Here is a 24,309-nt window from a genome sequence, read left to right on the forward strand (position 1 = left end):
TATAGGTCCAGGCCGTACCCATGCCGTTCCAGTCCTCCAACCCAGAGCCAAGCGCGGTATGGCGCGATGCAAGGGCGGATGTGCGGCTAAGTTCTTCGGTCATGGGTCTTCCTTTCTAGTACCATTCGTCCGACATGCTTGCCTTGCGTTCGGACACGAAGTCTTCGAGCGCGGCTTGGGTGCCGGGGCTCATTTCTGGCTGTTGATAGTCGTCCAGCATCTGGCGCCACCGCGTCGTAGCGCGTTGGTCTGACGTGAGCGCGCCGTTCTCTGTCCAGGTCTCGAAAGGACCGGCATCCGGGATTTGCGGTTCAAAATTTGCCGATCTGTAGTGGCGCAGCGTGTGACTGGTGGAGAGGAAATTCTCGCCCGGGCCGGTTTCGAGATAGGCATCGCGGCCAAAGGCTTCATCGCCAGTGTCAAAACCCTGCAAAAGTTTCAGCATCGCGCCGCAATGGTCGAGGTCCATGATGAACTTCTCGTAGGACATGACCAACCCGCCTTCGAGCCAGCCCGCCGCATGCCAGACCTGATGCGCGCCGGACAGAAGGGTGGACCACATGGCCCCCGTACTGTCCTGCATCGCTTGACCGTCAGGGGCGTTGGACGCGGTGATCTGACCACCGCCAGAACGCACCGGAACGCCGAGTCTGCACCCCAGTTGTGCCAGCGCCATGGTGACCATGTTCGCTTCTGCTGATCCAAAGGTCAGCGCACCCGTGCGGAGGTTCATGCTGGAATGAAACGACCCCATGACAACCGGGCAACCGGGCCGGGCAAGTTGTGCCAGGGCGATACCGACCATGGCTTCGGCCAGCGTTTGAGCCGCCACTGCCGCAGGAGAGAGCGGCCCCATGGCCCCAGCGAAAATCGCCGGAGAGACGCACACGCACTGGTTTGCTTTGGCGTAGATGCGGAGCGCAGAGGACATAGTGTCATCGAACACGAGCGGAGAGTTGACGTTGATATTGGCCTGCATCACCGCGTTGCGTTCCATAAAGTCGCGCCCAAAGACTAACCGCGCCATGTCGATGCTGTCCTGCGCGCGTTCTGGCGCGGTGACGGACCCCATAAAGGGTTTTGTCGATAGGGTGAGGTGGGTAAGCATCATGTCCAGATGCCGTTTGTTCACGGGCACATCCGTTGGTTCGACCACCGTGCCGCCGGAATGATGCAGGGCAGGGGAGTTGTATGTGAGTTTGACAAAGTTGCGGAAGTCTTCGAGCGTCGCGTATCGCCTTCCATTGCTCAGATCGCTAACAAAGGGAGATCCGTAACCCGGCATCAGAACAATATTATCGCCGCCAAGGGTCACGGTTCTGGCGGATTCCCGACCATGCAATTTGAACTCGGACGGAGCCGTAGCGCAAAGGTCGCGTGCATGCCCCGGGTCGAACCGAACGCGCTCACCTTCGACGTGAGCGCCTGACTCGGCAAACAATTCTAACGCTGCTTGGTCGCCTCGAAAATCGATCCCGATTTTGCTGAGGATCCAGTCCGACTGATCTTCGATCCGCGCCAAATCCGCGTCGTTCAGCAACGCGTATGCAGGTATCTTCCGCGTCGTAAACGGAGCGCTGGCCGCAAGCATGCCACGACACGACGACCGACCGCGACGGGAGCGGCTGCGGCGCTCTGCCGGTTGCGGTGTATCGGTTGTTGCGTTCAAGGAACCCAAACGCGTTACTCCTGCTCTTCAGTATCGGATTTAGAATGGGCAATGGTGCGTGATTGGAAATCGAAATTTTCTGGTCTCAGCGTTCAAATTTCTTATACAACGAGGGTATGCACCGTCACTTTCATCACCATGACCTTCTGCGGCTGTTTGCCGAGATTGCCCGATATTCCAGTTTCTCGGACGCCGCCGCGGCCCTGAACATGACCAAAGGCGCGATCAGCTATCAGATAAAGACGCTTGAGACTGATTTGGGAATGGCCCTGTTTCGCCGCACGACGCGCGGCGTCACGCTTACGGATGAGGGACTAAAGTTGCTGGCGGCTTGCCAGAACCGTTATCAGGAAATCGAAGCTGATATTCAGGAGATGAAGGGGCGCGTATCGCGATCCCTGACTGTTGGAGTGTCAACCTACTTCGCAGCGCGGTGGCTGTCCCCGCGTCTGATGACCTTTATGCAGCGCCACCCGGATGTGCAGCTGCGCATTCAGCCGATGATCCAGTTTTCTGAGCAGGAAATGCAGCATGTTGATCTGGCGATCAGGTGGGGGAATGGAGATTGGGGAGAAGGCGTGGTGACCCCCTTTATGTCATTGCCGCCCTATCCCGTCGGGAACTCATCTGTGGCGCAAAAGGTTGAGGCGTTGGGAATGGGCGTTGCGATATCACAGCTCACATTGCTCAGAGACCGGGACGACAGCAACGCCTGGTCCGCTTGGCTGACTGCCGCAGGTCTGCCCCAGCAGACGCGTCAAGATGTGTTGATCGTCCCTGACCCCAATGTTCGCGTGCAGGCTGTCATCGACGGGCAGGGGATTGCCTTGATGGACGACCTTGTGTCCGTCGACCTGGAGGCGCAACTGCTGTTCCGGTTGTCAGATATTGAACTGCCCGACTACGGGTACTTTCTGGTTCAACCGCTTAGCTCTGTTGGCACAGACGCCATGGTCGCCTTCTCGGATTGGCTGATTAGCCAATCCTGATGACGTCCAGCTTGAACATCATCGACTCCATATTTATACGGCGTATAAATACGATTCACGGAGACACCGATATGACAACCGGACATATCATGATGGCTATGAGCCTGGATGGATTTGTTGCAAGACCCGACCACGCGCTTGACTGGCTGAACAAGCAAGCGACGCAAGACGAAGATCACGGCTTTGCCGCGTTTCAGGGGCGGATGGACGTGATTGTCATGGGGTCGGGATCGTTTCGCACGGTTGTGGGATTCGGGGAGTGGCCATACTCCATCCCCTGCATCGTGATGAGCCGCACAATGACTGACGAAGACATTCCGGAGGATCTGCGCGGCAAGGTTGAGGTTTCAACACTTGAGCCCAAAGCCCTGTTGGACTCGTTGGAGAAGCGCGGTTTGAAACAGGCATATGTCGATGGCGGCGCGGTTATTCGGTCCTTTATCCAGGCAGGGCTTATCGAGGACATGAAAATATCCATTGTGCCGATCCTTCTTGGCGAAGGCATTCGGATATTTGGTTCCAATAACACGGACATTGATCTGGAGCTGGTGTCATCGACCCCCTTCCCGTCCGGGCTTGTGGACCTCGAATATAAGGTGAAGCTGTGACCAGGGTCGCACCCGTTGGACGACCGACAAAATCGTCTCAACACCTGTCAAAGCAAGTGATCCTGAGAACTGCGCTGCCAATCGTTCAGAAAAGCGGTGTCGATGCGCTGTCATTCCGTGTGCTTGCTGATCAGCTGGGCGTTAGCCCGATGGCAGTCACCTATCACGTCGGCAACAAGAAGCAGCTTTTGACCGATCTGGTGGAGGATGCATTCAAGGGGGTCGTGGACGGCATTGAAGAGACGTCCCCGGACAAACAGGCCCGTAGCATACTGGCGACCTACTATGAGTATGCGTTGAAGAACGCCAATCTTCTGCGCGCGATCCTCAACGACGTGACACTCATGAGCGAGGACCTTGTCCGTGTTGCGGTGGAATTGAAGGCCTGCACGGACCAACTGAAGAACAGCGATGGCGGAGATGTGCTGGTTCACCTCCTGATAGACTATGCTCATGGCTTCGTGCTTTCGGCATCCAGCGGAGAAAACAATCCCCTGACAATCGACGACTTTCTGCGCGGCGTTGACTGGATTCTGGATCAGGCGGCCGGAAGGAACGAGGCGATCCAAGATGAAGAACATCCGCACCCGTGCGGTGCGCAAGAACAACTTCAAAGACGTTGATATCAGTTTCTACGCAATAGGATTTCGGTATTCGTGGGTGGGTGTTTCCGGTTCGGTAAAATCTTCGCTAGTTGAATTCACTGTGGGAGATGTTCTGCACCTGCGGCGAATTTCTAGAAAGCAGAAGGCGACCGCAGCATCTCAGTTGGTTGGATGCTGCCTTAGGGCCGGTCCTAGGCGCTTAAATTGGTGTGACGCCGCACTCAATCCGAGGACCACAGCGACCCCATATTGACCGAATGCTTCAGTTGGTAATAGCGAGCTTGGCTCCTAAAAATCCGAATGTCCCGGCAAAGCATCGTTTGATCCACTTCATAACACTGGGGCGGCGTATTACGTACTCACGTGCATGAGCGGCAAACGCGCCATAACCGACAAATACAATGAAGGTCATCATCATGAACAAGATCGCCAACCAGATCAGCGAAGCTGTTGCGTTTGGCGCCGATGGGGAAATGAACTGAGGAAGGAATGCCAAGAAGAACAGGGACAATTTGGGATTCAAAACGTTTAACAAGGTTCCTGTTGTCGCGATGCGCAGATACCCGATTTGGTTCTTATCTTCAGGCATTTCCATGGCGGTGTCATCTTTCAAAATTCGCCAAGCCATGAAAAACAGATATGCGACCCCAAGATACTTAATTACTTGAAACGCCATTGCGCTGGTATGAAGCAGCGCTGCCAAACCAATGATACTGGCTACAGCTGCAGGTAGAATTCCAATGGTGCATCCAACCGCAGCAGCGACACTCGCCTTAAATCCGCGACCGAGGCCGATTGCCAGAGTGTAGATTACCCCAGTTCCAGGCAGTAGTACCACAACCAATGAAGTTAGTAGAAATTCAAGTGACATGAATGGGGCTCCCGATTTTCGGACACTCTCTGCGCCAGGCGCTCAGGGGTCAAGGTCGGCTGAATTGCAAGTCTCGTTACATCGATTACGATGCAGCGAAGAGGCAGTTTGAAAACGCTCCAATGGCATTCTTTGGAATGACCGGTTGCGTGCAACCTGTTGTGGACGCACTGGTCCAAAGAGTATTGCATTACTGTCCGTCGCCTAAGCGTTGTAGACATTCGATAAAGCCAAAATTGTCGTATGCGCCAAGCGCAGGAAATGCGGGGTTTGAGCCGTGCCGACCAAGATTCTGTATTGCGCGAATGGCGGCTTCTGAAACCCGAAGCCGCATATCCGTATCGGCGCCGCTAGAGCCCTGAGATGTCCACGTAGACTACGTAATCAGCCACTTTACCCTCTTCCAGGCCAAGGCGTGTGGCAAACGGGACTTCATGCTCACTTTTGTCTTTGCGTATGTAATGAACTGTTCCGTCACAGAACACCGTGTCTCCGCTCGACCAGATGCCGGTGATGGTGTGGTGCATGGCAGAGATGGTTTGAAAGAACGCTTCGTTGGCCTGACGGACAGGTTCGCACCCGATAATAGGATCGAAATTCCCGAGCCGAAATGTGACGTCTTCGGTTACAAATCCGACAATTTCGTCTGCGTTCATTGCATCGACGGCTGTATAGAGCTCGGCAATCAGTGCGACGTGCGGTGAGCTGTATTCATTGGTGATCTGCACCTTTGTTCTCCATGACAGATGTTTTGTGTGTTGTGACGTAAAGCGGCGATCCAGCCTGCGTTTTGAGAGAAAGACGCCGGAAGTGGTCAAAGCGGAGGTGCCCGTTGGTGATGGCCAATCCAAGAAAGAGCACCGCGAGCGCCACAACTAATGTGATGCGGATCGGCTCACCAAAGACCAAGGCCCCAACGGCAATGCCAAAAAGGGTGGCGAAGTATCCGACCTGGGCAAATCCGACGCCATCCGTGCGACGCTGTACCTCGAAAGTCAGCACGTAGCTGAGGGCAGTGATCAACCCGATTCCAATGATCGCAGCAATCGGGCCGGGACCTGAGGAACCGGGCGCGATCTGGCCACTTACAAGAACTGGCAGACCGATCACCAGCAGTTGCAAACCAAGTGTTCCGGTAGCCAGTGCCATGGGATCACCGCACGGCGGGTAGGCACGGCTGCGAAAGACATTGCCCATCGCGAGCAACAGCGGGCCGACCATCGCAACAGCAATCCAGCGCGGCGCGACACCCGACAGGTCGAAGCCGCTATGAGTGGCAAAACTGATGCCAGCCAGCCCGATCAGAATCCCGATCAATCGATATGTTGGCAACATTCGCTTTTCGACCAAAGCCGTGATCGCAAATGTGAAAAGCGGTGAGAGCGTGACCAGCGCCGAATAGAAACCGGTGGATACGTATCCCAGCACAGTATAGCCAATCAGGGCAGGCCCGCTGATGCCAAGGATGCCAGCCCCAAGGTAATAGGCCAGATACCTGCGATGCAGCATGGGACGCTTGCCGGAAATCAGTACAATTGCAAACAGAACCAGACTTGCGATCAGGAGCTGCCAGAACAAGGCCAGTTGTGGCGCGATGCCCGCAATCGCCACAAACTTGGTCAAGGTAAAACTGACCCCAACCAGCGCACCAATGATGATGATCAGTGCTGTGGGCGGAAGATGTGTGACAAAGCGGGGCATCACGCGGCCCCCTTTGTCAGTGCCGTTGTTACGTAGATCGGTTCTGGTCCGATCGGGATGATCCCACTCGGGTTAATGTGACGGTGGCTGAGAAAGTAATGCGCACGAATATGCTTCATATCGATCGTATCAACCACGCCAGGAAGTTGAGCGAACTCCGTCAGGTAGCGCGAAAGGGCGGGGTAGTCCGTGATCCGATTCCGATCGATCTTGAAGTGCGTCACATAGACGGGATCGAACCGCAGGAGCGTCGGAAAGAGCTTCAGATCAACTTCGGTCAGCGTTGTGCCAGCCAGAAAACGCCGTGTGTTCAGCAGCGCGTCGATAATGTCCAGCGTTGCATAGAGCTGATGGATCGCCTCGTCATAGGCGTCCTGTGTGGTGGCAAAGCCAACACGATAGACGCCATTGCGAAGGGGAGCCTGGATTACATCCGCCAGCCGGTCGATCTCGGTGGCGAATTCTGTCGGGTAGAGGTCCGTACCACTCGCGCCCGTGAATGCGGTGTTGAGCATCCGCATGATGTCTGCGGAGTCGGTGCTTACGATTTTACCGCTGTGCTTGTCCAGCAGTAGCGGGACCGTAATCGCGCCGGTATGGGCTGGCGCGGCGCGCTGATAGACTTGATAGAGGTATCGGTCCCGCGGCACCCCGGCCGTCTCGTCAAAGCTGGATTGGTCGATGACCCATCCGTTTTCGGACATCACCGGGTCCATCCAGGTGATACTGATTACCTTGCGCAGCTCCTTGAGCGCCAATACCAGGTCGACGCCATGACACCATGGGCAAGCCCTGGACATATAGAGGTGGTAACGGCCAGACGCCGCCGGAAAATCTGCCTCAGCGTCTGAACTGATCCAGTCACGAAAGGGGCTGGGCAGTCGGTGAAAGCGCCCATCAGATTGCGCTGGCTTGTCGCGCAGGATCCCGTTGATGAGCATTTTGGGCATGGTCGCCTCCATCCAATATGTGTTGAGGACGACTTAACGTGTTTCCCAAGGCGGGATAATTGGCTATTTGGGATACTCAAGGATGAGAAAAAGTTGACAGTGTGAGGGTGACATGGTCGAAATCAGCGCTATCCCGGTATTTGTCGCTGTGGCCGAGAACGGCGGCTTTGCCGCGGCAGCGCGGCGGTTAGGGATCACGAAATCAGCCGTCAGCAAACGGATTGGCACACTGGAAGCACATCTTGGTACACAGCTGTTTCATCGCTCGACACGTAGCATTTCGTTGACCGAAGCCGGGGAAATCTACCTGACGCATGCAATACAGGCGCTTGGATCGGCACAGGAAGCAGAAGACGCGGTTGCGGCCGTGCAGGGTCAACCGGTCGGGCATTTGAGGATAAGCGCGCCCATGTCCTTCGGACGGCTGCATATTGCGCCGCTCCTCACCGAGTTTCTGGCCGCCTATCCTGATATCACGATGGACCTGACCATGGATGACCGGGTCGTTGATCTGGTAGATGCCGGGCTGGATATGGCCATCCGAGCCGGTACTTTGCCAGACTCCGCCCTGATCGCGCGTCGGCTGGCACCGATCCATAGCGTCTTGGTTGCTGCGCCCAACTATCTCTCGCGACAGGGTTCACCCCAGCATCCCGAAGATCTGCTGGCGCACAATTGCCTGCATTACGCTTATTCACGGGATCCTATGGAATGGGTGTTCCAAGGTCCGCATGGGGAAGTGCGGACTCGCACCACAGGCACCCTGCGCATAAACAACAGTGAAACGCTATGCACTGCCTTGCTTGACGGGCTTGGGATCGGGCGGCTGCCTACATTTGTGGCAGGTTCCCATGTAGCCGCTGGCCGTCTGATCCGGGTCTTGCCGGAATACGCATTGCCGGAACAGGCGCTTTATGCGGTGTTCCCCGAACGCCGTCATATGCCAATGAAAGTGTGCGCCTTTGTGGATTTCCTTGCCGAACGGACCGGGAGGGGCAGGCCGTTTTGGGATGTCGAGGCGGGGTTGGGAGGCTGAGGCGCATCGGGAGCTGCAAAGGACCACCGCCCAATCCGGATACCTGAGCGACACCAAACACGACGGCGAGGTACCGGGTCAGTATCTTATTCCAAAGCCTACCGGTTGCGGGGATGGTTGCGCGCTTTGCGTTCATTTCCTCGTTTGTAGTTGCCGGTGACACGGGCCATTTCCTGCTGCTGGCTCTCGAAATCCAGACCATTCAAGTCTTGCAGAAACCATTCCGCCTTGTCGCCCCGAAGAGTTGTCGCGCGCCGACCGTGATGATCGACAACTACGTCGCCATTCTTCGCGCGCCTGAATGCCACTTATGGGCTGAACGACTTTACGCGACTGGTCTAGAGTTCCCGCTCTTGAACAATAAATGCGCATGACTTTGTGTGGTCGACAAAATTGGCCTCGTCTTGCAGCAACTCTGTGCTTAGCTCTTGCATTTCGGCGGTGCCCGTCGCCTCCATCAGATCTTCTTCAGAAGAGAACCAGACCTCAGCCACACCGTCAAATTCCGGTTGCATGTTTCTGGACACCCGCATCGCGTCATTCAGTGGGCTGTCAATCGTATGGCTTTGTACATACCGCTTAGAGCGCATTACCGTCGCGTTCTTTTGAAAAAATGGCCCGTGCTTGTTCAGCCAATAATCCTGGAATTCTTTACGGCTAATGTCCGAACGGCGGCGCAAACACATGATCAGTTTAATCATCGGGAATATCTCATTTTGATGCTCAGATGCTCTAAGTATGAGCGGAAATTCTGAAAGGTCCAATGGCCAGCAGTGGCCAGTCAACACGCAGGCATGAAGATAGATTGCTACGCTATCCGCGCAGCGAGGGGACTGTTAACAGAAATTGTGATATCAAGATTTAACATTGTTTTTGGAGCGCCCATTGAAGGCAGACCTCAGGGAAAACGCCCTTGAAGCAACCGACTTTCTGAAGGCCATGGCGCATGATGGTCGTCTGCAGATATTGTGCTTGCTTCTCACCGGTGAGAAATCTGTTGGTGAAATTCAGGACATGTTCTCCATGCGCCAGGCCGCTGCCTCGCAGCAACTGTCCCGTCTGCGCCTTTCTGGGTTGATTGATGCAAGACGCGATGGGAAGAACATTTACTACAGGATCGCCGATCATAGAGTATCAGCGGTCGTTGCTGTGTTGTATGAACTGTTTTGTGACGATGTGGGTGATGCGTGAGAGGTTAAAATGGATAACATACTCATCTTTTTCCCCACTGTGCCACGACACCACTTTGATCAGAGGTCTGTCGTATCCAAGCTGCCATCGGCGCCATTCACGTAAATTCACCGCTTTAGTCTGCTGGTTTGGTCTCAATCCTCTTTTCTTAGCCGTTCTGCCATCTCAGAAAATCCGCGTAGTTCGGCGTGTTCGAGTGGCGTAGTTCCGTTACGATCGGCAAGCGATCGGTCGGCATCCGCTGCCAACAACGCATCCAGAACCGCAAGATGATCCGGGCTGCCATCGCCAAGCACAACGGTTTCGATAACTGCTGTCCAGTGCAGATTGTTCACATGATCCAGAGGTGCGCCAGCAGCGATTAGCCGTCTGACAATCTCAACATGACCGAGATGCGCGGCCGCAATCAGAGCCGTTCCTTCAAAAGGGCTGGTCGTTAGGCCTGGATCGTTGCCCAATTCGATTGCGAGTGTCATCAATTCCGGATCATTTGCAACGGCCGCAATCGTGACTACGTCGTAGGCCTGATCTTCGAGTGCGTTCATGTCGGCGCCTGCCTCAGCCAGTGTACTCAATGCCTCGTCCTCTGAAGCAAACGCGGCCACATGGGCTGGTGTGCGACCCCGCGAGTCCCGCGCGTTGACGTTTGCCCCTGCCGCCACGAGCTGCCGGATCATTTCTTCGTTGCCGGTGTGAGCGGCTGCAAAGAGACCGTCGTATTGTGCGACCTCATCAGCCGAAGGCGGTGTCTGCGCCGTGCCTGCGCTGGCGGCAAGACCCATCACGAAGGCAAATAGTAGAAAACGAAACATGGCCGATCCTATTACCTACATATTGGTCAGCTATAGTAGTAGCGGATGCATTCGATGTCATTTTCCATTCAGGATCAGAATCCTTTCCCGGGAATTGATTTCGCAATGTCATTGGACAGACGGGCTGAGTTCGCCGACAATCGCGTCATGGAACTGACGGCAACCACACCTGTCCACCTGATCCATGTGGACCCGGACGTCAACATGGCACGGTTCTACGGAATTGAGTTGCTGCCGACGCTGTTTGGGGAAGTGTCCGTCCTTCGGACCTGGGGACGTATTGGGACAAACGGGCAAGCCATGATGGTGACATATGATGACGAAGCCCAGGCCGGTGAAGCGCTCCAAAACCTCGAAAAGCAAAAGCGCCGTCGCGGGTATGTTCCGGTCGGTGGTTAGTACCTACCGCCAGCGATCGTAGATCTTTTATCTCTCAACCCAGTTGAGAGATCTATTCTTTGGCCACCCGGCCAGAATGGACATGATCACCGAGGTTTTCCAACTCGTCCTGGCAGGCTTCTGAAATACCCTCTGGCAAATCGTATGCTTCAATATCCGCTTCGATCTTTCTCAAGTCAGATTCCAGTCCCATGGATTGGAAATCATCGACTTCTCGAAGGCGGTAAATCAAACGTTCAATCAGCAAACGGTGGGCAGGCATCCTGCCCAGCAGTTCACGAATTATTGGTTCTTGCATGCATCAGTTCTCCTCAATCGTCGCAGTAGGCACGATTGAGAATCCGGGGTCAATCGCGGAACTTAACTTGAGGGGGCCTGCGGAGATCGGTGCCCGACGTTCTGTTCGTAGCGAGAAAGCGGGACGCGCCGCCAGGAAGAACTGTCCATCACTGGACGCGGCGACACCAGCGCCCCGGAACTTCGCCATGGGACGACGGCCAAAGTGCTTCAAACAGGCGCTCGAAAATGGCACTACACCTGACGAACTCGAAATAGCGTCCTGAATTGGAGGCTCGATCTCTCCCATTTCATGGTGTGATCGGGCGAACCCCGCTGCCCTTGGCATCGTGACCGGGCTCTAGTCGAACCCCGGCGGTGCCGGGGCTCAACCAGAACACCGCAGCCTGATCTTCCTGCCCCAATAGCCTCTGGCGCGTCTCATCCGAGCCACTCCCGAGGCTTCGGGTCATGGTCGACCATACCCCGGTGATCTGCCCATTCGGATGACGATTCCTTTCGCGGGTGCGTTGACCCAGGCCGACTGGAACTGGTCATTGTTAAATCGGTGGAGTTCCGCGCGGGGAGCGCGGCTCACATGGATCAATAGACAGGGCAGGGGCTCGACGCGCTGGCGCGCGCTCACCCCAACCCTGACACTCAGCATCTTTTGATCGCAGCCCGCTGTGTGCGGTCTGCTGTGCTTGTTTTCCCGGGCGTCAGGGGGCCGAAAGCTCTCGTATCTGATCCGGTCCAGGGGGAAAGCGCAAAGTGAGACCCGCGCCAGGGGCGCGGCTCACATTCCTCTTTTCCATGCGCCTCAAGCAGAAATCGTACAAATTCCGGTTCCTCCCACGCGGGCCGCGCGGGTCCCTCCCAAATTTCCCCGATTTCAGCCTGACCCCCAGTCCTCCGATCAGAAACGGATCTTTTCCATCGGCCCCCCTCCTTTCCGGGGAAAAACGCGGAAGGGGTGTTGGGGGGCGATGTCATAGCCAATGGGCCGTTGCCTTGGCCCATTGGAGCAAACGGAACCGAGAGCGGACAGGTCAGGCGCAGATCGGCCACCGCATCACCACGAAAGAGAGGTCTACTATGGCTGCAACCGCACAACAGACCAATGAAACAGGTCAGGTCGATCATGCCCTCATCGCTCAGCAGAATGACGCGTTTCGCAAGCGCCTGCCCGAAGGTGGGGAAGGGATCATCGTTCAGACAACCGCCATCGACAATATGGGGCCTGAATTTGTCGCGGCCTGTCTGGTCCAGATCGTCAGCTATGACGACTTCACCGAGGACAACGATCCCCATGGCACCCATGAGATGGGGGTCATGGAAGTCATGGGTCGCAAGGTCTGGTTCAAAATCGATCTGTACGACGAGAACTATCAGTACGGGACACCGGCCCCCACCGATTTGAGCAAGACGCGCCGCGTCCTGACCATCCTTTTCCCCAGCGATTACTGAGTTCAGCCCGGCCCAACGGATTTGGGCTGGAAGCGCAACCCGCGCAAGAAAGGAGGCGATTTCATGAATCCATACACCATTGAGCGTCAACGCAAGTTGGCTTGGAAGAACCTCAAGAAGGGCGGCCTCTCCGGCAAGATTGCCCGCGCCTTCTTGAAACAACACGGAGCCGCCTAAGCGGCCTCGCCTCAGCCCATCAGGGCTGGGGCACCCATACCACGAAACTTCATCTTCAGAAAAGGGTTACCCCTATGACCAAGCAAACACAGATCACCGCAACCGAGGCCCGCTTTCCGCTGGCATCACTGGCGCTTTCCCCGATGAACCCGCGCCAGAGCGTGACAGAGGGTGAGATTATCGAATTGGCCGAGTCCATCTGGACTGTTGGCCTGATCCAGAGCATCGCCGGTCTCGCCGACGACAAGGGCGGCGCTGAAATCGTCGCCGGTGGCCGCCGCCTGCGCGCGCTGCAATATCTGGCTGAGAAACACCCTGACCTTGCCACTATCCGCCCCGAACTGGCGAACCCGCTGGTGATGATCGCGCCGGATGTTGAAACGGCTAAAGCTTGGGCCAACGCGGAGAACATCACCCGCAAGAACCTGTCGCCCGCCGAAGAAATCCGCGCTTATGGCAAAATGGACAAGGCCGGTGCGCCAGTCTCCGGAATTGCCCGTGCTTTTGCTGTAACCGAGGCGCATGTTTACAAGCGCCTGAAACTCGCCAACCTGCCGGAACAGGTGATCGACGCACTGGACGCCAAGGAAATCAACCTTGGCGAAGCGGCTGCGTTTACCATCTGCGACGATACCGACCTGATTAGCGAAGTGCTGGAACAGGCCCGGAAAGGCTACCTGTCCGAATACCAGATCAAGACCATGCTGAAACCGGATAGCGTCAGTGCAACAGATCGGCGGGCCAAATATGTGGGTCTGGACGCTTACAAGGAGGCTGGTGGTCGTGTCTCTGCCGACCTCTTTGCCGAAAAGACGCTTCTGGATGATGAAGCGATCCTTGATCAATGCTTTGGTGAAAAGCTGACGGTCGCCACGCGCACGATCCGGCAGGAACAGGGTTGGAAATGGGCCGAGGTTGTCCATGACAGCCATTTCGGCGGTTACGATATCGACCAGATGAAATGCGCCCGCATCTATGCTGAACAAGGCGAACTGACCGAGGAACAGGCTGAGCGCTATGACGAACTGGCCGAGCTTGCAGAAGCCGAAGTGCTGGACGCTGTTGGCGAGGCTGAGTTGCAGGCGCTGCAATCCATCTTGCATGGGGCCTATTCCGACGTTCAAAAAGACTGCGCCGGTATTGTCATCCATGTCACCAATTCTGGTGAGTTGTCTGTGACTGAGGGTCTGGTGAAGCCAGAGGACAAGGCAGCGGCAGTAGAGGCCGGTGTGCTGACAGCGTCCCAGCACAAAAAGAGTGACAACGCCGCCGATGCAACCAGCAAACCGCGCATGTCTCAGGCGTTGGTTGATGATCTGGCTCGCGTAGTCACAGGTGCGCGCCAACACGCAGCGGTCAACGATCCTGATCTGATCCTTGCGCTACTGGCGTTTCAGGTGTCGGGCGGCACGAAATACGGCAATCCCATCGGTTTGAACGCAAGTGATGTGCCGAACTGGCCGACAACGGAAGCTGCGGGCTATGCATTGGATGAGCGCCTGACGACGCCAACCGAATGGGACGGTGATGCCTTTGACCGTGATCTGGCGAAGGCGTTCCGCGCGTTCCGCAAGAAAGGTGCCGACCACGTGCAGGCTGAGTTGATCCGGCATCTGGCGGCGCTGCTGAGCGGCGGCGACAAGACGCTGAAAACCCTGATCGACAAAGAGGTAAAGACTGACATTCGCACGGTCTGGACTCCGACATTCGACAACTTCTTCGGCCGCATCGCCGGGCCTTACCTCAACGAAATCTGGAAAACCGTGCTGGGTTTGAAGGCGGGCAACTATCAGGTCAACACCTTCGAAAGCCTCAAGGTTGGCGAGAAGCGCAAAAAGCTGCACGCGCTGTTCAATGAGCCTGAGACCTGCGCCGCGATGAAGCTGAGCAAGGGGGTTGAGAAGCGGATCGCCACATGGTTGCCAGAGGGCATGGTCTGAGACCCGCAGGCAGGGCGCGCAAGCGCCCTGCCACTCCGGACATATTCCACCGGGCGATAACAGGTTGAAAGTCGACGCGGAAACCCGCCCATGATGCCCAAGCTTCATTCAGTGCCAGCTTGAAAGCAATACGTGGGTGATATATATTAACGATAGATACCAAATGGAGGTAACAATGCCAGATACAGCGGTTGCAAAAGTGTTCATGACCGGTCGGTCTCAGGCGGTTCGGTTGCCGAAAGAGTTCCGGTTCAAGACCGATGAAGTGAGGATTAGGGCCGAAGGCTCAAAGGTCATTCTTGAACCCATCGAAAACGATTGGGAGTGGTTGGACGAGCTGCACAAGCTGGGTCCGCTTGATGAGGATGCTGCGCGGGCTGCCGAGGAAGATGTACCGCCGCAGGACCGGCCCGAACTGGATGTGTTCAAGTGAAATACCTGCTCGACACCAACGCCGTCATTGGGATCATTGCGGCCAATAGCAGCCTGATTTCCAGCTTGTCCGAGTATGTTCCAAGCGACTTCGCGGTGCCATCTGTCGTCATGTATGAACTCTATTGGGGCGCATACAAAAGCACAAAAGTTGCTGAGAATGTGGCGCGTGTGGATGCGCTCCGGTTCGAAGTGTTGGACCTGTCAGTTGCCGATGCAAAAGCCGCTGGTCTGATCCGTGCTGATCTGCACAGGAAAGGCAGGCCGATAGGGGCCTATGATTTGTTGATCGCAGGGCAGGCGGTTTCGCGTTCCCTGACGCTCATCACCAATAACGTCAAAGAGTTTCGCCGGGTTGAAAATCTGATCTATGAGGACTGGCAAACATGACCAAAGTTACCACTTCCGCCGCAACCAACAGTGCCATCCACCGCGTTTGGAAATCCGCGCAGATGTATATCGCGTTTCACAAGGACCAGAACAAACGCCAGCGCGATGAGCCGAAATTTTGGCCACCGAAGAACGGTAGCGCATCTCTGCATGATGATACCGCCGAACAGGAGGCCATTGTCGTAGTCAAAACCGCTGATCCTGAAACCACTCAGGATGTGCAGATCAAGCTGCATCCCAGCCGGATCGTTGTGCGTCGGGACGCGGAAAGCCGTTGGCAGGGTGTCGCGGTTGACGATCATTCCGTGACCGTCCGCATGGCCGACAACACGATCATTGAAATCCGGCATGATGGATCAATCAAGCGGCGTGGGGCAGAGGATGAGACCCATGTTGAAGCCGATGGCAGTATTTTCAAATGGACCGAATTTGCCGAAGCGCACATGACAGGTGACGGGATCGAAATGACCCGCCGCACCGATGATCGGATTGCTGCCATTACCCATGACGGTGTTGTTGATCGGGCGCGCAAGCGTTAGCATTGAACCAATACCTCGAGACTTTCCTTTGGTAGTACTTCTGGCTCGCTTCGGTGGGCCTTTCTTTTGCCGATGTCCAGGCGGCGATGTTCTTCTGGTGTCGCTTGGCACCTGGGGCCTGCACCCCACGTGCCGGCCCGACTTGCGCTTCGCTTTGACGGCCGCCACCGCGGCCGGTGCGCGTCGGACCCGTGGCGCCTGGTGAACCCGGCCCTCCACCTCCGCTGAAAGAAAGGGGCGACTTGTACCGCAACCCCGATCATCGTCCTGCAGGTGACCCTGCCTCGGGAAGGCCACCAGCTCGCGGATCTGAACGTGGTGCCTCTGTCCGATCGACTTGATTTCGCCAATACGCATCGTGGTTCTCTGTTCAGCCGTCCCGCGCGCAGCTGTCCAAGTCGTTCGTGCCGTTCCGCCGGTCAGACATGTTCAACTCCGTAGCCAATGAAGATCCTCGCTCCCCGTGTTTCTTCAAGATGAACATATGCGAGCAGTCGGGAATGGCGCTCCCGATCTGGCAGCAGATCAGGAGCTTCAACGGCTATTTTCCGCCGCCGGGCACGCCCGGCTTTGCATCGCGAAACAAAATAGCCGCTGACATTCCCTAAGTGCCCGCAAAAGCCATGTTCATCGAAACACGTCATAGCGAGGATCAAACAATGGCTACTCAAACTCTGAAACTGAATGTCAAATCCGGCGAAAAAGAAGGCACGAACTACTGGGACCGCTGCGGGGTTCTCTTTGTCAACACCGATGACGCCACCGGCGAAATCAAGTCGATCACCGTCAAGCACAGTATGTTCCCTGGCGTTGAAATGGTGGCCTTCCCGAAACGGGATGACAACGAGCAGAACTGAGAGAAGGGCAGGGCGGCACACGTCGCCCTTTCCTGTGCTCTGGCGCCGGGCCGAGTTGAGTCAGCGCGGTTACTCCCGTCCCGTGCTTGTCCGGATCATCGCGGCAATTTCTGCATCATTGTCCTGCAGGACCTCTTTGAAGAACGCCCCAAGGTTAAAATTCTTCTGGAAGGCGGCAGGTATGTTGCTGCGGACCTCTTCCAGCGCTGCCGCAATCTCACTGCCGTCAGAAGTGGATATCTGAATTCTGATCGGCGGACCGGCTGCGTTGGATTGACTGGTTACAGAAACCCTTTCCTGCTTTTGACCCTCGTTGACAGGTTTTGGCTTTTCGGGTTTCGCAGGCTGTGGCTCGGCTGCTGGCGGTTCTATTGCGGCAGGTTCGTCACGCCCCCGCCTGGTCAGATCTGCCACAGTCGGCGCGATGTCTGACGCGGACCCCGCCAACAGGGTTTCGATGCTGTCAGGCCGGGACATGCTGCACCTCGCTTTCCTTGAGGGCAGTCAGCACAAACTCAGCATTGCTCAGCGCCTTTCTACAACGATCCGCCATGCGGTGCGCATTCGAACGGGCTGTTTGTGTCTCCGCCTGCTGCATCGCTTCCTCAGCAAAGCCCATCAATCGTCCGATTGTTGTCCCTGTCCGAAGCGCGTCATCCATAGCGGCTGTGTCGGCAAGTCCACCGACACAGCGGAACCGCTTTTCCAGCGCCTGTTTGCCCTTTTGAATTCCGGCTGACTGCGCGATGGATTGCCGGGTGAAGACAATCCGGAACTTGTCCTGCGGATTCATTGTGCTGCTGATTTGCTTCAGTGCAGCTTCGCACGACCTGTAGGTCACCATGATTGGATTGTACTCTGCCGACGACCCATCGGACGGGCACAGCACCATGTCCGCCACAGCCATTGTCACGGCGGCGGTCATGCTGGGTTCGCCCTTGGTGTCGATCAGCAGGTAGTCGTACCCACCGGTCTTTTCAGCCTCGAGGATGTGGGCATAAGCCAGCCGGGCATTCTCTGCATCGTCTGCAGCAAACTGCCCGGCCTCGATCAGAAGCTCATCTGCGGGGATCGGGCCCAGCCCGTTTTCAGGATTCAACCATTCCGAGAGTGTGCCTTGTGAATCCAGATCGAGGATACGGACACGTTTGCCTTGATGGTGCAAAGCAGAAGCGAAGGCGACGAGCATGGAAGATTTCCCAGCTCCGCCCTTGGAGTTTACAGCGGCATAGATTTTCAATTTGGTCTCCGGGTCTGCGCCCGAACGCCACGCCACTCAGCGGCGTGCCACAACCGGGCTTGCGATTTCAAACTATCGCGCGACCCGGCACCCGCGCTGATCCCAACACTATTGCGTTTTGAAGCAATCGGCAATTGCCATTTGGTGCTATGTTTTATGGCCTACGGGACATGAGATATGTCACTCTGGCCGATGCCGCGTGCCAAGTGGCGACGGGCGTCCACCAAGTTCCGTCTGCCCACTGCCGTCTGCCAAGTGACACATGGGATTGCGCCACTTGGCCTGTGACGAGCCGTCGCGAGGGTGCGACAAAAGATGGTGCTTCCCACTGCAGCCCGTCGATATCCTACGCTTGTTTTGCGGGATAATACAGATTGTGCTATCGACAATCTGTTGGACTTGCAGTCGGCCCTACCTTCAACTTACACTTGAATCTATCAGCGCGCGGTCTGCCGGGGCCTCGCACGATTTCTGATCGTGGAGAACCGCCCCGATGCCAACCGGCCAGCCCAAATCCGTCACCACAACCATGCGGTTTGATGAGGACGAATTGGCGTTCCTCAAGCAGCGCAGTCAGGCGATGCAGCTCCGCAGCGTCACCGGGCTGGTGCGCGTTTGCTTGCGCGTGGCGTTCGGAATTCCCACCAAAGAAGAGTTCAGGACCCAACGGTTCGAAGCTCATCTGGTCCAGCTGGTGCGCATAGCAAACAGCCTCAACCAGCTAACCCGTGACGCCGGAGCCGGAAAGCTTCGGCTCAACAAACGCACAGAAGATCAGATCGAGGCGATGAAGGTCGAGATCCGGGAGTTGCGTCAACTGTTCGAAGAGTATGCCGATGCGGCCCGCGAGCGATCGTTTACGCGTGCCCTTGAGATTGAGCGGCGGGCCGAGAAGCGGCGGGCCGCGCGGGTGTCCCCCAGAGCAAAGGCCGGGAGATGACCAGCCTGACCACGGCATATGACCCGGCCTGGGAGGCCTTGTTTGGTGAGTTTCAACTCATTCCGAACCTGAAACCGCGTCCGGGCCAAAACCCCACGCGATCTGGACGACGGTCTGCGCAACGACCAAGCGTGTCAGGCGGACCGGCCGACATGATCGCCAACGCTTTACTGACCCATCAGGCTGTGGTCAAAGTTGTCCGCGGTGGCGGTGTCACGGGATCCGGCCGTTTGGGTGGCCAGCTGTCCTATATCACTCGCAAAGGCACCGTAGAGATGGAGCGCGGCGATACCGGAGAGCTGACACATGGCATGGACGCGCTGCGTGATGTCCAGGACGATTGGGCGAAGGACTGGGCCCGAATGGATACGCGCACGACAAGCTACACCTATCACGTGATCCTGTCTTACCCGAAAGACACAGACCGGGAAGCCGCAAAGCAGGCCGCTCGCAGCTTTGCGGAACGGCTGACAAATGGTGAGTATGGTGATCGCTACAAATACGTCATGGCCCATCATGACGACACCGGTCATCCGCATACCCATCTGGTCATCAGCAGGGCAGGGGCGTTGGACAAGACCCTTCAGCTGAGCCGGTATGGCATTACGCCCCAGGATCTGCGCGAGCTGCAGGCCGATACCGCACGGGACGTTGGCATCGTCCTGAGCGCCACCAGCAGATTCAGCCGCAATCTGCGCCCCGACCGGGAGAGCAGAGCTCGGGTTCATGCGCGGCGGGAGGGCCGGAGTCTTCGCGAGCGGTCGATACCGGACCGTCGCAGTGGGTTTCCGTTCTTTGGGGTCGGTCGGCAGCAGCCGGTCGCGCCTGACCAGCTGCAGATGATGAAACATCAGCGGAACGCAGACTATGTCGCTCTGGGCAAAACGCTTCGGTCGCATCAGGCCGGAGTCGAACAGGGCATTTTCACTACGCATTACCCAGGGCGGGCCGAGACCCTGGGCACAATTGCAACGGCTGTTCTCGGCGCAGCCAAAATCCTGTTGCCGGACGGGGTTCTTGAGAAAGAGGACATCGACATGAATGCTCAAGTCGACAAACAATTAGATCCGGCACAGGCTTCGGCCATTGACGGTGAGATCAAAGCAATAGGCAGCGACATCCGCAGCTTTATCCAGGGCATGACGGACAAGGCCGATGCGATGGAGGATGAGGATAAGCGCAGCCAGACAGAGGCGGCGATTTCCCGTGTTCTGCGGGACTATGAGCCGCTGATGGATGACGAGACCAGGACATTCTTTGGCATGCGTCTGGAGCGGGACGATGATGTCGAGGTTGGGCGCGACGATACGGACCCGATCCGCCAGCGCCGCGCTGCTGAGCGCGATGCAGCAGATCCATCGCGGACGCAGTTGCTTGGTCAAGGTCGCGCACCCTCGGATGGTCAGGAGCGGTCACCTACAGATGATCCGCGCGGTTCGGCTACCAAGGCGATGTTGACGGAAGCGGATCGAAGGGTTTCCGAGCATTTCGAAATGATCGGCATGAACGGGGATCTGGCTCTCTCGCGCATCCGCAATGGCGCGGATGTGGATCGTCAGACCCGGGAGAATTGGTTCGAACGCGATGTGCGAACCCTCGCCAATGCTCTATCCCTCAGCGAGAACCAGGCCCGCACGGACATGAAAGCTGTCTACAAGACCGCCGCTGAGATATACCGGGATGCCCGAACGGAAATCCGCGAGATCAACCGCGCCTTCTCTGAAAACAGAGGCGATCAATATCTGGCGGATCGCGCATCCAGGGGATTGGACAAAGACATCGCCCGCGAAAAACGGCTTGGGTTTGATAACGCATCCATTGGCGGACGTCTGAGAGAGATTGAGGCCACCGTGGACAAGCAGGTCTATGGTGAGGCGCGCGATAAAGAAGCAACCTCGCGCACGGATGGTCAGACTCGGCGGGCGTCGGGGCGCCCGGACTTGAAGGTCGGTGTGCGCGGCCAGATCGTGGCAATGGGATCGAGGCTCTACGATACAGAGGACAAAGACAGTCAGTCACCTTATGTCGATTTGAAAATGGATGGCCGCGACAAGCCTTACCGCGTCTGGGGTGTAGATCTGCCCGACATGATGGAGCGCCAGAACCTTACCGTTGGCGACACCGCCACCCTGGCGCATGACGGGTTCAAATATGTCACCGTGAAAAAACGCGACAAAGAAACCGGCGACGAGAAAGAGGTCGAAGCCAAGCGCCGTGCCTGGAGGGCATCTGACATTGAGCGTGGGCCACGCGCGACCGATCGGTCTCATGACCGTTCCGTACCGCTCCGCGTGTCTTCGCCGGAGGCGGAGCGTGTCGAGCAGATCGCACGGACAGGCGTCACCGGTGTCATCATCGACGCAAAAGAAAGCCTGGTGCGTCCTGATGATCCGAGCAGTACGTCGTTCTACGTGGATATGAAGGTCGAGGGCAAAGACGTGCCACACCGGATCTGGGGCACAGCTCTGCAAGACCAGATGGCGCGGAACAACATTTCGGTCGGCGACACCGTCACCTTTGTCGAAGCAGGTAAAGAAGAAGTCACCCGCTCGCGCAGAAACACCGAGACGGACGAGATGGAACGGGTCAATGTCACCCGGAAAGCCTGGGATGTGAAGAACATCGATCGCCAGATTGATCGTGATCCGGAGGTGCAGGAGCGCTTGCGCCGGGACCGGGAGGATCGCGCCAAGGGGGATCGGGGGATCACCCGATGAGCCGTCATCTCGAAAGCACATTGAAGCGTGTGTTCGGAGAGCAATTGCTCTCCGATCCGCACCTGTCTGAGATTGTCCTGAACCCTGACGGGCGGATCTGGGTCGAGCGCAGCGGCGAGCCTGCCATGCGCTCGCTTGACGACCCCATGGGGGAGGACGACGCCTTAGCGCTTGCGCAGGACCTGGCCGGTGGAAACCCGATTTCCAGCAAAACGCCTCTGGCCGGTTCGCAATTTGAAATCAACGGCTCGCTCTGGCGCGCCCAAGTGGTGGTCAAACCCTCTGTTGAGGATGGCGTTGCCTTTGCCCTGCGCCGCGCCGTTGCCAGTGAAATGTCGCTTGATGATCTGATAAAGGGTCTGCCGGATTCGGAAGCCAACATGGCTGATCTGAAAACCGGCGTGGACCCGGGTGATGCTGCCGTATTCGATGCCTACGACAATGGTGGTTTTGGAGGTTTTCTGCGGGCAGCAGTCAAGGCCAAGTGGAACATCCTTTTGTCTGGCGGCACGTCATCTGGCAAAACCACCTGGTTGCGCGCCTGTCTTGCTGAGGTCGATCCATCCGAGCGGATTCTGACCATTGAGGACGTGTTGGAGATCCGGCCTGGTCAGCCCAATGCCGTGTCCCTGATCGTGAACAAGAATGCCACCAGCAGTGATCTGTTGAAAGCCTGCCTGCGGTTCCGGCCGGATCGGATCATCATGGGCGAGCTGCGTGGCGCGGAAGCCTACGACTTCCTGTCTGCGATCAACTCTGGTCATCCCGGTGGAATTTCCACCTTGCACGCAGCCTCGCCGGACTCCGCACTGTCACGTCTGGCTCTGATGGTCCTGCAGGCGGATACCGGTCTGACTTATTCGGAGATCCTGGAATACTGTCGCTCGATGATCGATGTGATTGTGCAGTTTCGGAAGACGGGGGATCAGAGGCGGCCGGTTGCTATCAGAGTGTTGCGACAACGGTAATCTGAAAGCCCCTTGGTGCTTTACGACTCTCGTCGTCTTGGTTCTATGCTGCCGGCGCAGGCAATTGGGATAGCAGCCGTTCGTTCTCTTTTCGACGAAGGAGGAAGAAGAGCCCAATCTACCTAATGCTGCGCTTCGCATGAACAGGTGCGAACCGCGAATTGCTGCCATTGGCCATGGCAATGACAGGTCCTTATCGGTCATTCATTGGGCCCGGCCTCGCCGCGAAACAGTACCACCGAACCGGCCATTCCTTACAACAGCACAATTTGATCGATGTGAGCGAGGGCGAAGTGGGACACCTTACAGCTGATCGCTCCCCCGGTATTTTGTCGCGATCTGCAAATGCCTATTTCCTGCAATCGTGGCCGCCAGTCTTCGTCATGTCGAATGCTCTCGTCTAGCCCAGCGACAAAGGCCGGACCGGCGGCAGGACTAAAATCTCTGTTGGCACCACTCGCGCAACTTGCCCACAATCCATTCAATTCTATCGGCGCGGGGGCTTCCCAGTCGGTAGAGGGCATTCCATTGCAAAGGGAGACCATTTTTTGTGAGCTTTAGACAGGTCAATTCTTTATCCTTGAGAAACGGTGCGATTGTTGTGCGGCTGAGAATGGTCAGGCCGAATTCGGCCCTGACAAGTTCAACGACCGCATCGGTCAGCCCGGCATTGAGCAATGTTCTTGGCCTCATTCCCGACGGGCGCCAAAACAAGTCTTCCTCGATGCCAGTTTCAAAAATCGAAGAATAGGTGATGAAGGGGTCATCCAGAAAATCGGCTGCCTCAAGATAGTCCTTCGAAGCAACCTTGTGATGCACGTGGCAAACACCAACAAGCTCGTCTGCAAAAAGTGGCTCCACATGCACGGACGGCGACGAGATAGTCCCGGGTTCGATTCCGATGTCCACTTCTCCGTCGGCGACGCTTCGGACAGGCAGTTTCGATGTATTGGCTTCAAACTCAAAAAACAGGCTCGGAATTTCTGCCTGCACTTCCTTCAAGAACCACGGCAGCCATTTGTAGGAGCTATAGGCATAGTTGGCAATTCGCATGATCTCGGTGCGATCAACATCCGGGCCCGCTGACAAATTACGCTCGACATATTCTGCCTCACGGAGGATCGACTCAGCGGCTGCTGCCAGAAGCTCACCCGCGGTATTTAGGGCGAGCCTGCGACCCACTCGTCTCGTAAGAGGTCGGCCCAGACGTCGCTCTGCCTCCGCAATCTGATGGCTGACTGCGGATTGCGTCAGGCCAAGCTCCTCGGCAGCCGCGACAGTTGTGCGCTGTGTTTGGAGTGTGCGGATCACACGATAATGCCGCAAATCCAGAACCGCCATGAATTAATCCTCATCATACCTTTGGTGAATATTATTAATTTCTTTAAGACAAGGCAATTACCTACGCTCCCCAATGTTGGGGCGGTGCCGCCCGAACCAAATATCGACTGCACCAGACCGGAAGTCTCGCCTTGGAAAGATCAAGTGTTGTCGCCTTCGAAGCGAGTAATCGGCACCTGGAATGGCAACCTGGG

General features: G+C 56.6%; 28 protein-coding genes. 15 read left to right on the top strand and 13 right to left on the bottom strand.

Annotated features, from left to right (window positions below):
- Positions 1 to 115: 115 nt before the first annotated feature.
- Positions 116 to 1,678 (bottom strand): trimethylamine methyltransferase family protein, encoded by a 1,563-nt coding sequence (locus ACR0JR_RS18595; RefSeq protein WP_480457367.1) that lies wholly within the window; start codon positions 1,676 to 1,678, stop codon positions 116 to 118.
- 107 nt (positions 1,679 to 1,785) lie between these two features.
- On the opposite strand from ACR0JR_RS18595, the gene ACR0JR_RS18600 reads away from it, so the two are divergent.
- From ACR0JR_RS18600 to ACR0JR_RS18610, 3 genes are all read left to right on the top strand, one after another.
- A complete protein-coding gene (locus ACR0JR_RS18600; protein WP_480457369.1) occupies positions 1,786 to 2,658 on the top strand; it encodes a LysR substrate-binding domain-containing protein in 873 nt (290 codons plus the stop codon).
- A 71-nt stretch (positions 2,659 to 2,729) separates the two neighbouring features.
- Positions 2,730 to 3,266 (top strand): dihydrofolate reductase family protein, encoded by a 537-nt coding sequence (locus tag ACR0JR_RS18605; protein ID WP_480457370.1) that lies wholly within the window; start codon positions 2,730 to 2,732, stop codon positions 3,264 to 3,266.
- A 56-nt stretch (positions 3,267 to 3,322) separates the two neighbouring features.
- Positions 3,323 to 3,889, top strand: coding sequence for a TetR/AcrR family transcriptional regulator (locus ACR0JR_RS18610; protein WP_480457371.1), 567 nt, complete (start codon positions 3,323 to 3,325; stop codon positions 3,887 to 3,889).
- Positions 3,890 to 4,133: 244 nt separating this feature from the next.
- Here ACR0JR_RS18610 and ACR0JR_RS18615 read toward each other — a convergent pair whose 3' ends face one another.
- The 4 genes from ACR0JR_RS18615 to ACR0JR_RS18630 all read right to left on the bottom strand — a co-directional run bounded on the left by ACR0JR_RS18615 (position 4,134) and on the right by ACR0JR_RS18630 (position 7,393).
- Positions 4,134 to 4,742, bottom strand: coding sequence for a LysE family translocator (locus tag ACR0JR_RS18615; RefSeq protein WP_480457372.1), 609 nt, complete (start codon positions 4,740 to 4,742; stop codon positions 4,134 to 4,136).
- Between the two features lie 350 nt (positions 4,743 to 5,092).
- Positions 5,093 to 5,470: a nuclear transport factor 2 family protein gene (locus tag ACR0JR_RS18620; protein WP_480457374.1), complete on the bottom strand. Its 378-nt coding sequence runs from the start codon at positions 5,468 to 5,470 to the stop codon at positions 5,093 to 5,095.
- On the bottom strand, positions 5,454 to 6,443 hold the full coding sequence (locus ACR0JR_RS18625) for a DMT family transporter (RefSeq protein WP_480457375.1): 990 nt from the start codon (positions 6,441 to 6,443) through the stop codon (positions 5,454 to 5,456). The genes ACR0JR_RS18620 and ACR0JR_RS18625 overlap by 17 nt, the downstream gene beginning before the upstream one ends.
- Positions 6,443 to 7,393: a glutathione S-transferase family protein gene (locus ACR0JR_RS18630; protein ID WP_480457377.1), complete on the bottom strand. Its 951-nt coding sequence runs from the start codon at positions 7,391 to 7,393 to the stop codon at positions 6,443 to 6,445. The genes ACR0JR_RS18625 and ACR0JR_RS18630 overlap by 1 nt, the downstream gene beginning before the upstream one ends.
- Before the next feature lie 112 nt (positions 7,394 to 7,505).
- Here ACR0JR_RS18630 and ACR0JR_RS18635 point away from each other — a divergent pair, with 112 nt between their 5' ends.
- Positions 7,506 to 8,429 carry a LysR family transcriptional regulator gene (locus ACR0JR_RS18635; RefSeq protein WP_480457378.1) on the top strand — a complete coding sequence of 308 codons (924 nt, stop codon included), beginning with the start codon at positions 7,506 to 7,508 and terminating at the stop codon, positions 8,427 to 8,429.
- Positions 8,430 to 8,527: 98 nt separating this feature from the next.
- On the opposite strand, the gene ACR0JR_RS18640 is transcribed toward ACR0JR_RS18635, so the two are convergent.
- Both ACR0JR_RS18640 and ACR0JR_RS18645 read right to left on the bottom strand, forming a co-directional pair.
- Positions 8,528 to 8,737, bottom strand: coding sequence for a hypothetical protein (locus ACR0JR_RS18640; RefSeq protein ID WP_480457379.1), 210 nt, complete (start codon positions 8,735 to 8,737; stop codon positions 8,528 to 8,530).
- Positions 8,738 to 8,767: 30 nt separating this feature from the next.
- Complete coding sequence (locus tag ACR0JR_RS18645) at positions 8,768 to 9,130, bottom strand: EthD domain-containing protein (RefSeq protein WP_480457381.1); 363 nt, start codon at positions 9,128 to 9,130, stop codon at positions 8,768 to 8,770.
- A gap of 184 nt (positions 9,131 to 9,314) precedes the next feature.
- On the opposite strand from ACR0JR_RS18645, the gene ACR0JR_RS18650 reads away from it, so the two are divergent.
- A complete protein-coding gene (locus ACR0JR_RS18650) occupies positions 9,315 to 9,620 on the top strand; it encodes an ArsR/SmtB family transcription factor (protein WP_480457382.1) in 306 nt (101 codons plus the stop codon).
- Between the two features lie 134 nt (positions 9,621 to 9,754).
- On the opposite strand, the gene ACR0JR_RS18655 is transcribed toward ACR0JR_RS18650, so the two are convergent.
- The gene (locus tag ACR0JR_RS18655; protein WP_480457383.1) at positions 9,755 to 10,432 is read right to left on the bottom strand and encodes an ankyrin repeat domain-containing protein; all 678 of its coding nucleotides are present in this window, start codon (positions 10,430 to 10,432) and stop codon (positions 9,755 to 9,757) included.
- Between the two features lie 54 nt (positions 10,433 to 10,486).
- Here ACR0JR_RS18655 and ACR0JR_RS18660 point away from each other — a divergent pair, with 54 nt between their 5' ends.
- Positions 10,487 to 10,831, top strand: a complete 345-nt coding sequence (locus tag ACR0JR_RS18660) for a WGR domain-containing protein (protein ID WP_480457385.1) — start codon at positions 10,487 to 10,489, stop codon at positions 10,829 to 10,831.
- A 52-nt stretch (positions 10,832 to 10,883) separates the two neighbouring features.
- Here ACR0JR_RS18660 and ACR0JR_RS18665 read toward each other — a convergent pair whose 3' ends face one another.
- Both ACR0JR_RS18665 and ACR0JR_RS18670 read right to left on the bottom strand, forming a co-directional pair.
- Positions 10,884 to 11,129, bottom strand: coding sequence for a hypothetical protein (locus tag ACR0JR_RS18665; protein WP_480457386.1), 246 nt, complete (start codon positions 11,127 to 11,129; stop codon positions 10,884 to 10,886).
- Positions 11,130 to 11,418: 289 nt separating this feature from the next.
- Positions 11,419 to 11,580 (bottom strand): hypothetical protein, encoded by a 162-nt coding sequence (locus tag ACR0JR_RS18670; protein ID WP_480457388.1) that lies wholly within the window; start codon positions 11,578 to 11,580, stop codon positions 11,419 to 11,421.
- A 622-nt stretch (positions 11,581 to 12,202) separates the two neighbouring features.
- Here ACR0JR_RS18670 and ACR0JR_RS18675 point away from each other — a divergent pair.
- From ACR0JR_RS18675 to ACR0JR_RS18700, 6 genes are all read left to right on the top strand, one after another.
- Positions 12,203 to 12,574, top strand: coding sequence for a DUF3768 domain-containing protein (locus ACR0JR_RS18675; RefSeq protein ID WP_480457389.1), 372 nt, complete (start codon positions 12,203 to 12,205; stop codon positions 12,572 to 12,574).
- Between the two features lie 251 nt (positions 12,575 to 12,825).
- Positions 12,826 to 14,691 (top strand): ParB/RepB/Spo0J family partition protein, encoded by a 1,866-nt coding sequence (locus ACR0JR_RS18680; protein WP_480457390.1) that lies wholly within the window; start codon positions 12,826 to 12,828, stop codon positions 14,689 to 14,691.
- 175 nt (positions 14,692 to 14,866) lie between these two features.
- A complete protein-coding gene (locus tag ACR0JR_RS18685; protein WP_480457392.1) occupies positions 14,867 to 15,124 on the top strand; it encodes an antitoxin in 258 nt (85 codons plus the stop codon).
- On the top strand, positions 15,121 to 15,513 hold the full coding sequence (locus ACR0JR_RS18690; RefSeq protein WP_480457394.1) for a PIN domain-containing protein: 393 nt from the start codon (positions 15,121 to 15,123) through the stop codon (positions 15,511 to 15,513). The genes ACR0JR_RS18685 and ACR0JR_RS18690 overlap by 4 nt, the downstream gene beginning before the upstream one ends.
- Positions 15,510 to 16,052, top strand: coding sequence for a hypothetical protein (locus tag ACR0JR_RS18695; protein ID WP_480457396.1), 543 nt, complete (start codon positions 15,510 to 15,512; stop codon positions 16,050 to 16,052). Before ACR0JR_RS18690 ends, ACR0JR_RS18695 begins: the two co-directional genes overlap by 4 nt.
- Before the next feature lie 623 nt (positions 16,053 to 16,675).
- Positions 16,676 to 16,909: a hypothetical protein gene (locus ACR0JR_RS18700; protein WP_480457397.1), complete on the top strand. Its 234-nt coding sequence runs from the start codon at positions 16,676 to 16,678 to the stop codon at positions 16,907 to 16,909.
- A gap of 69 nt (positions 16,910 to 16,978) precedes the next feature.
- Here ACR0JR_RS18700 and ACR0JR_RS18705 read toward each other — a convergent pair whose 3' ends face one another.
- A complete protein-coding gene (locus ACR0JR_RS18705; RefSeq protein ID WP_480457399.1) occupies positions 16,979 to 17,386 on the bottom strand; it encodes a hypothetical protein in 408 nt (135 codons plus the stop codon).
- Positions 17,373 to 18,185 (bottom strand): ParA family protein, encoded by an 813-nt coding sequence (locus ACR0JR_RS18710; RefSeq protein WP_480457401.1) that lies wholly within the window; start codon positions 18,183 to 18,185, stop codon positions 17,373 to 17,375. Before ACR0JR_RS18710 ends, ACR0JR_RS18705 begins: the two co-directional genes overlap by 14 nt.
- A gap of 457 nt (positions 18,186 to 18,642) precedes the next feature.
- Here ACR0JR_RS18710 and ACR0JR_RS18715 point away from each other — a divergent pair, with 457 nt between their 5' ends.
- Genes ACR0JR_RS18715 through ACR0JR_RS18725 form a run of 3 tightly spaced genes read left to right on the top strand, consistent with a single transcriptional unit; the run spans position 18,643 to position 22,774 of the window.
- Positions 18,643 to 19,089, top strand: a complete 447-nt coding sequence (locus tag ACR0JR_RS18715) for a hypothetical protein (protein ID WP_480457403.1) — start codon at positions 18,643 to 18,645, stop codon at positions 19,087 to 19,089.
- Positions 19,086 to 21,806 (top strand): relaxase/mobilization nuclease domain-containing protein, encoded by a 2,721-nt coding sequence (locus ACR0JR_RS18720; protein ID WP_480457405.1) that lies wholly within the window; start codon positions 19,086 to 19,088, stop codon positions 21,804 to 21,806. Before ACR0JR_RS18715 ends, ACR0JR_RS18720 begins: the two co-directional genes overlap by 4 nt.
- Positions 21,803 to 22,774, top strand: a complete 972-nt coding sequence (locus tag ACR0JR_RS18725) for an ATPase, T2SS/T4P/T4SS family (RefSeq protein ID WP_480457407.1) — start codon at positions 21,803 to 21,805, stop codon at positions 22,772 to 22,774. Before ACR0JR_RS18720 ends, ACR0JR_RS18725 begins: the two co-directional genes overlap by 4 nt.
- Before the next feature lie 435 nt (positions 22,775 to 23,209).
- Here the strand turns inward: ACR0JR_RS18725 and ACR0JR_RS18730 are convergent, their stop codons facing one another.
- On the bottom strand, positions 23,210 to 24,115 hold the full coding sequence (locus ACR0JR_RS18730) for a LysR family transcriptional regulator (RefSeq protein ID WP_480457408.1): 906 nt from the start codon (positions 24,113 to 24,115) through the stop codon (positions 23,210 to 23,212).
- Between the last annotated feature and the right edge of the window lie 194 nt (positions 24,116 to 24,309).

Source organism: Ruegeria sp. AA3 (assembly GCF_056542905.1).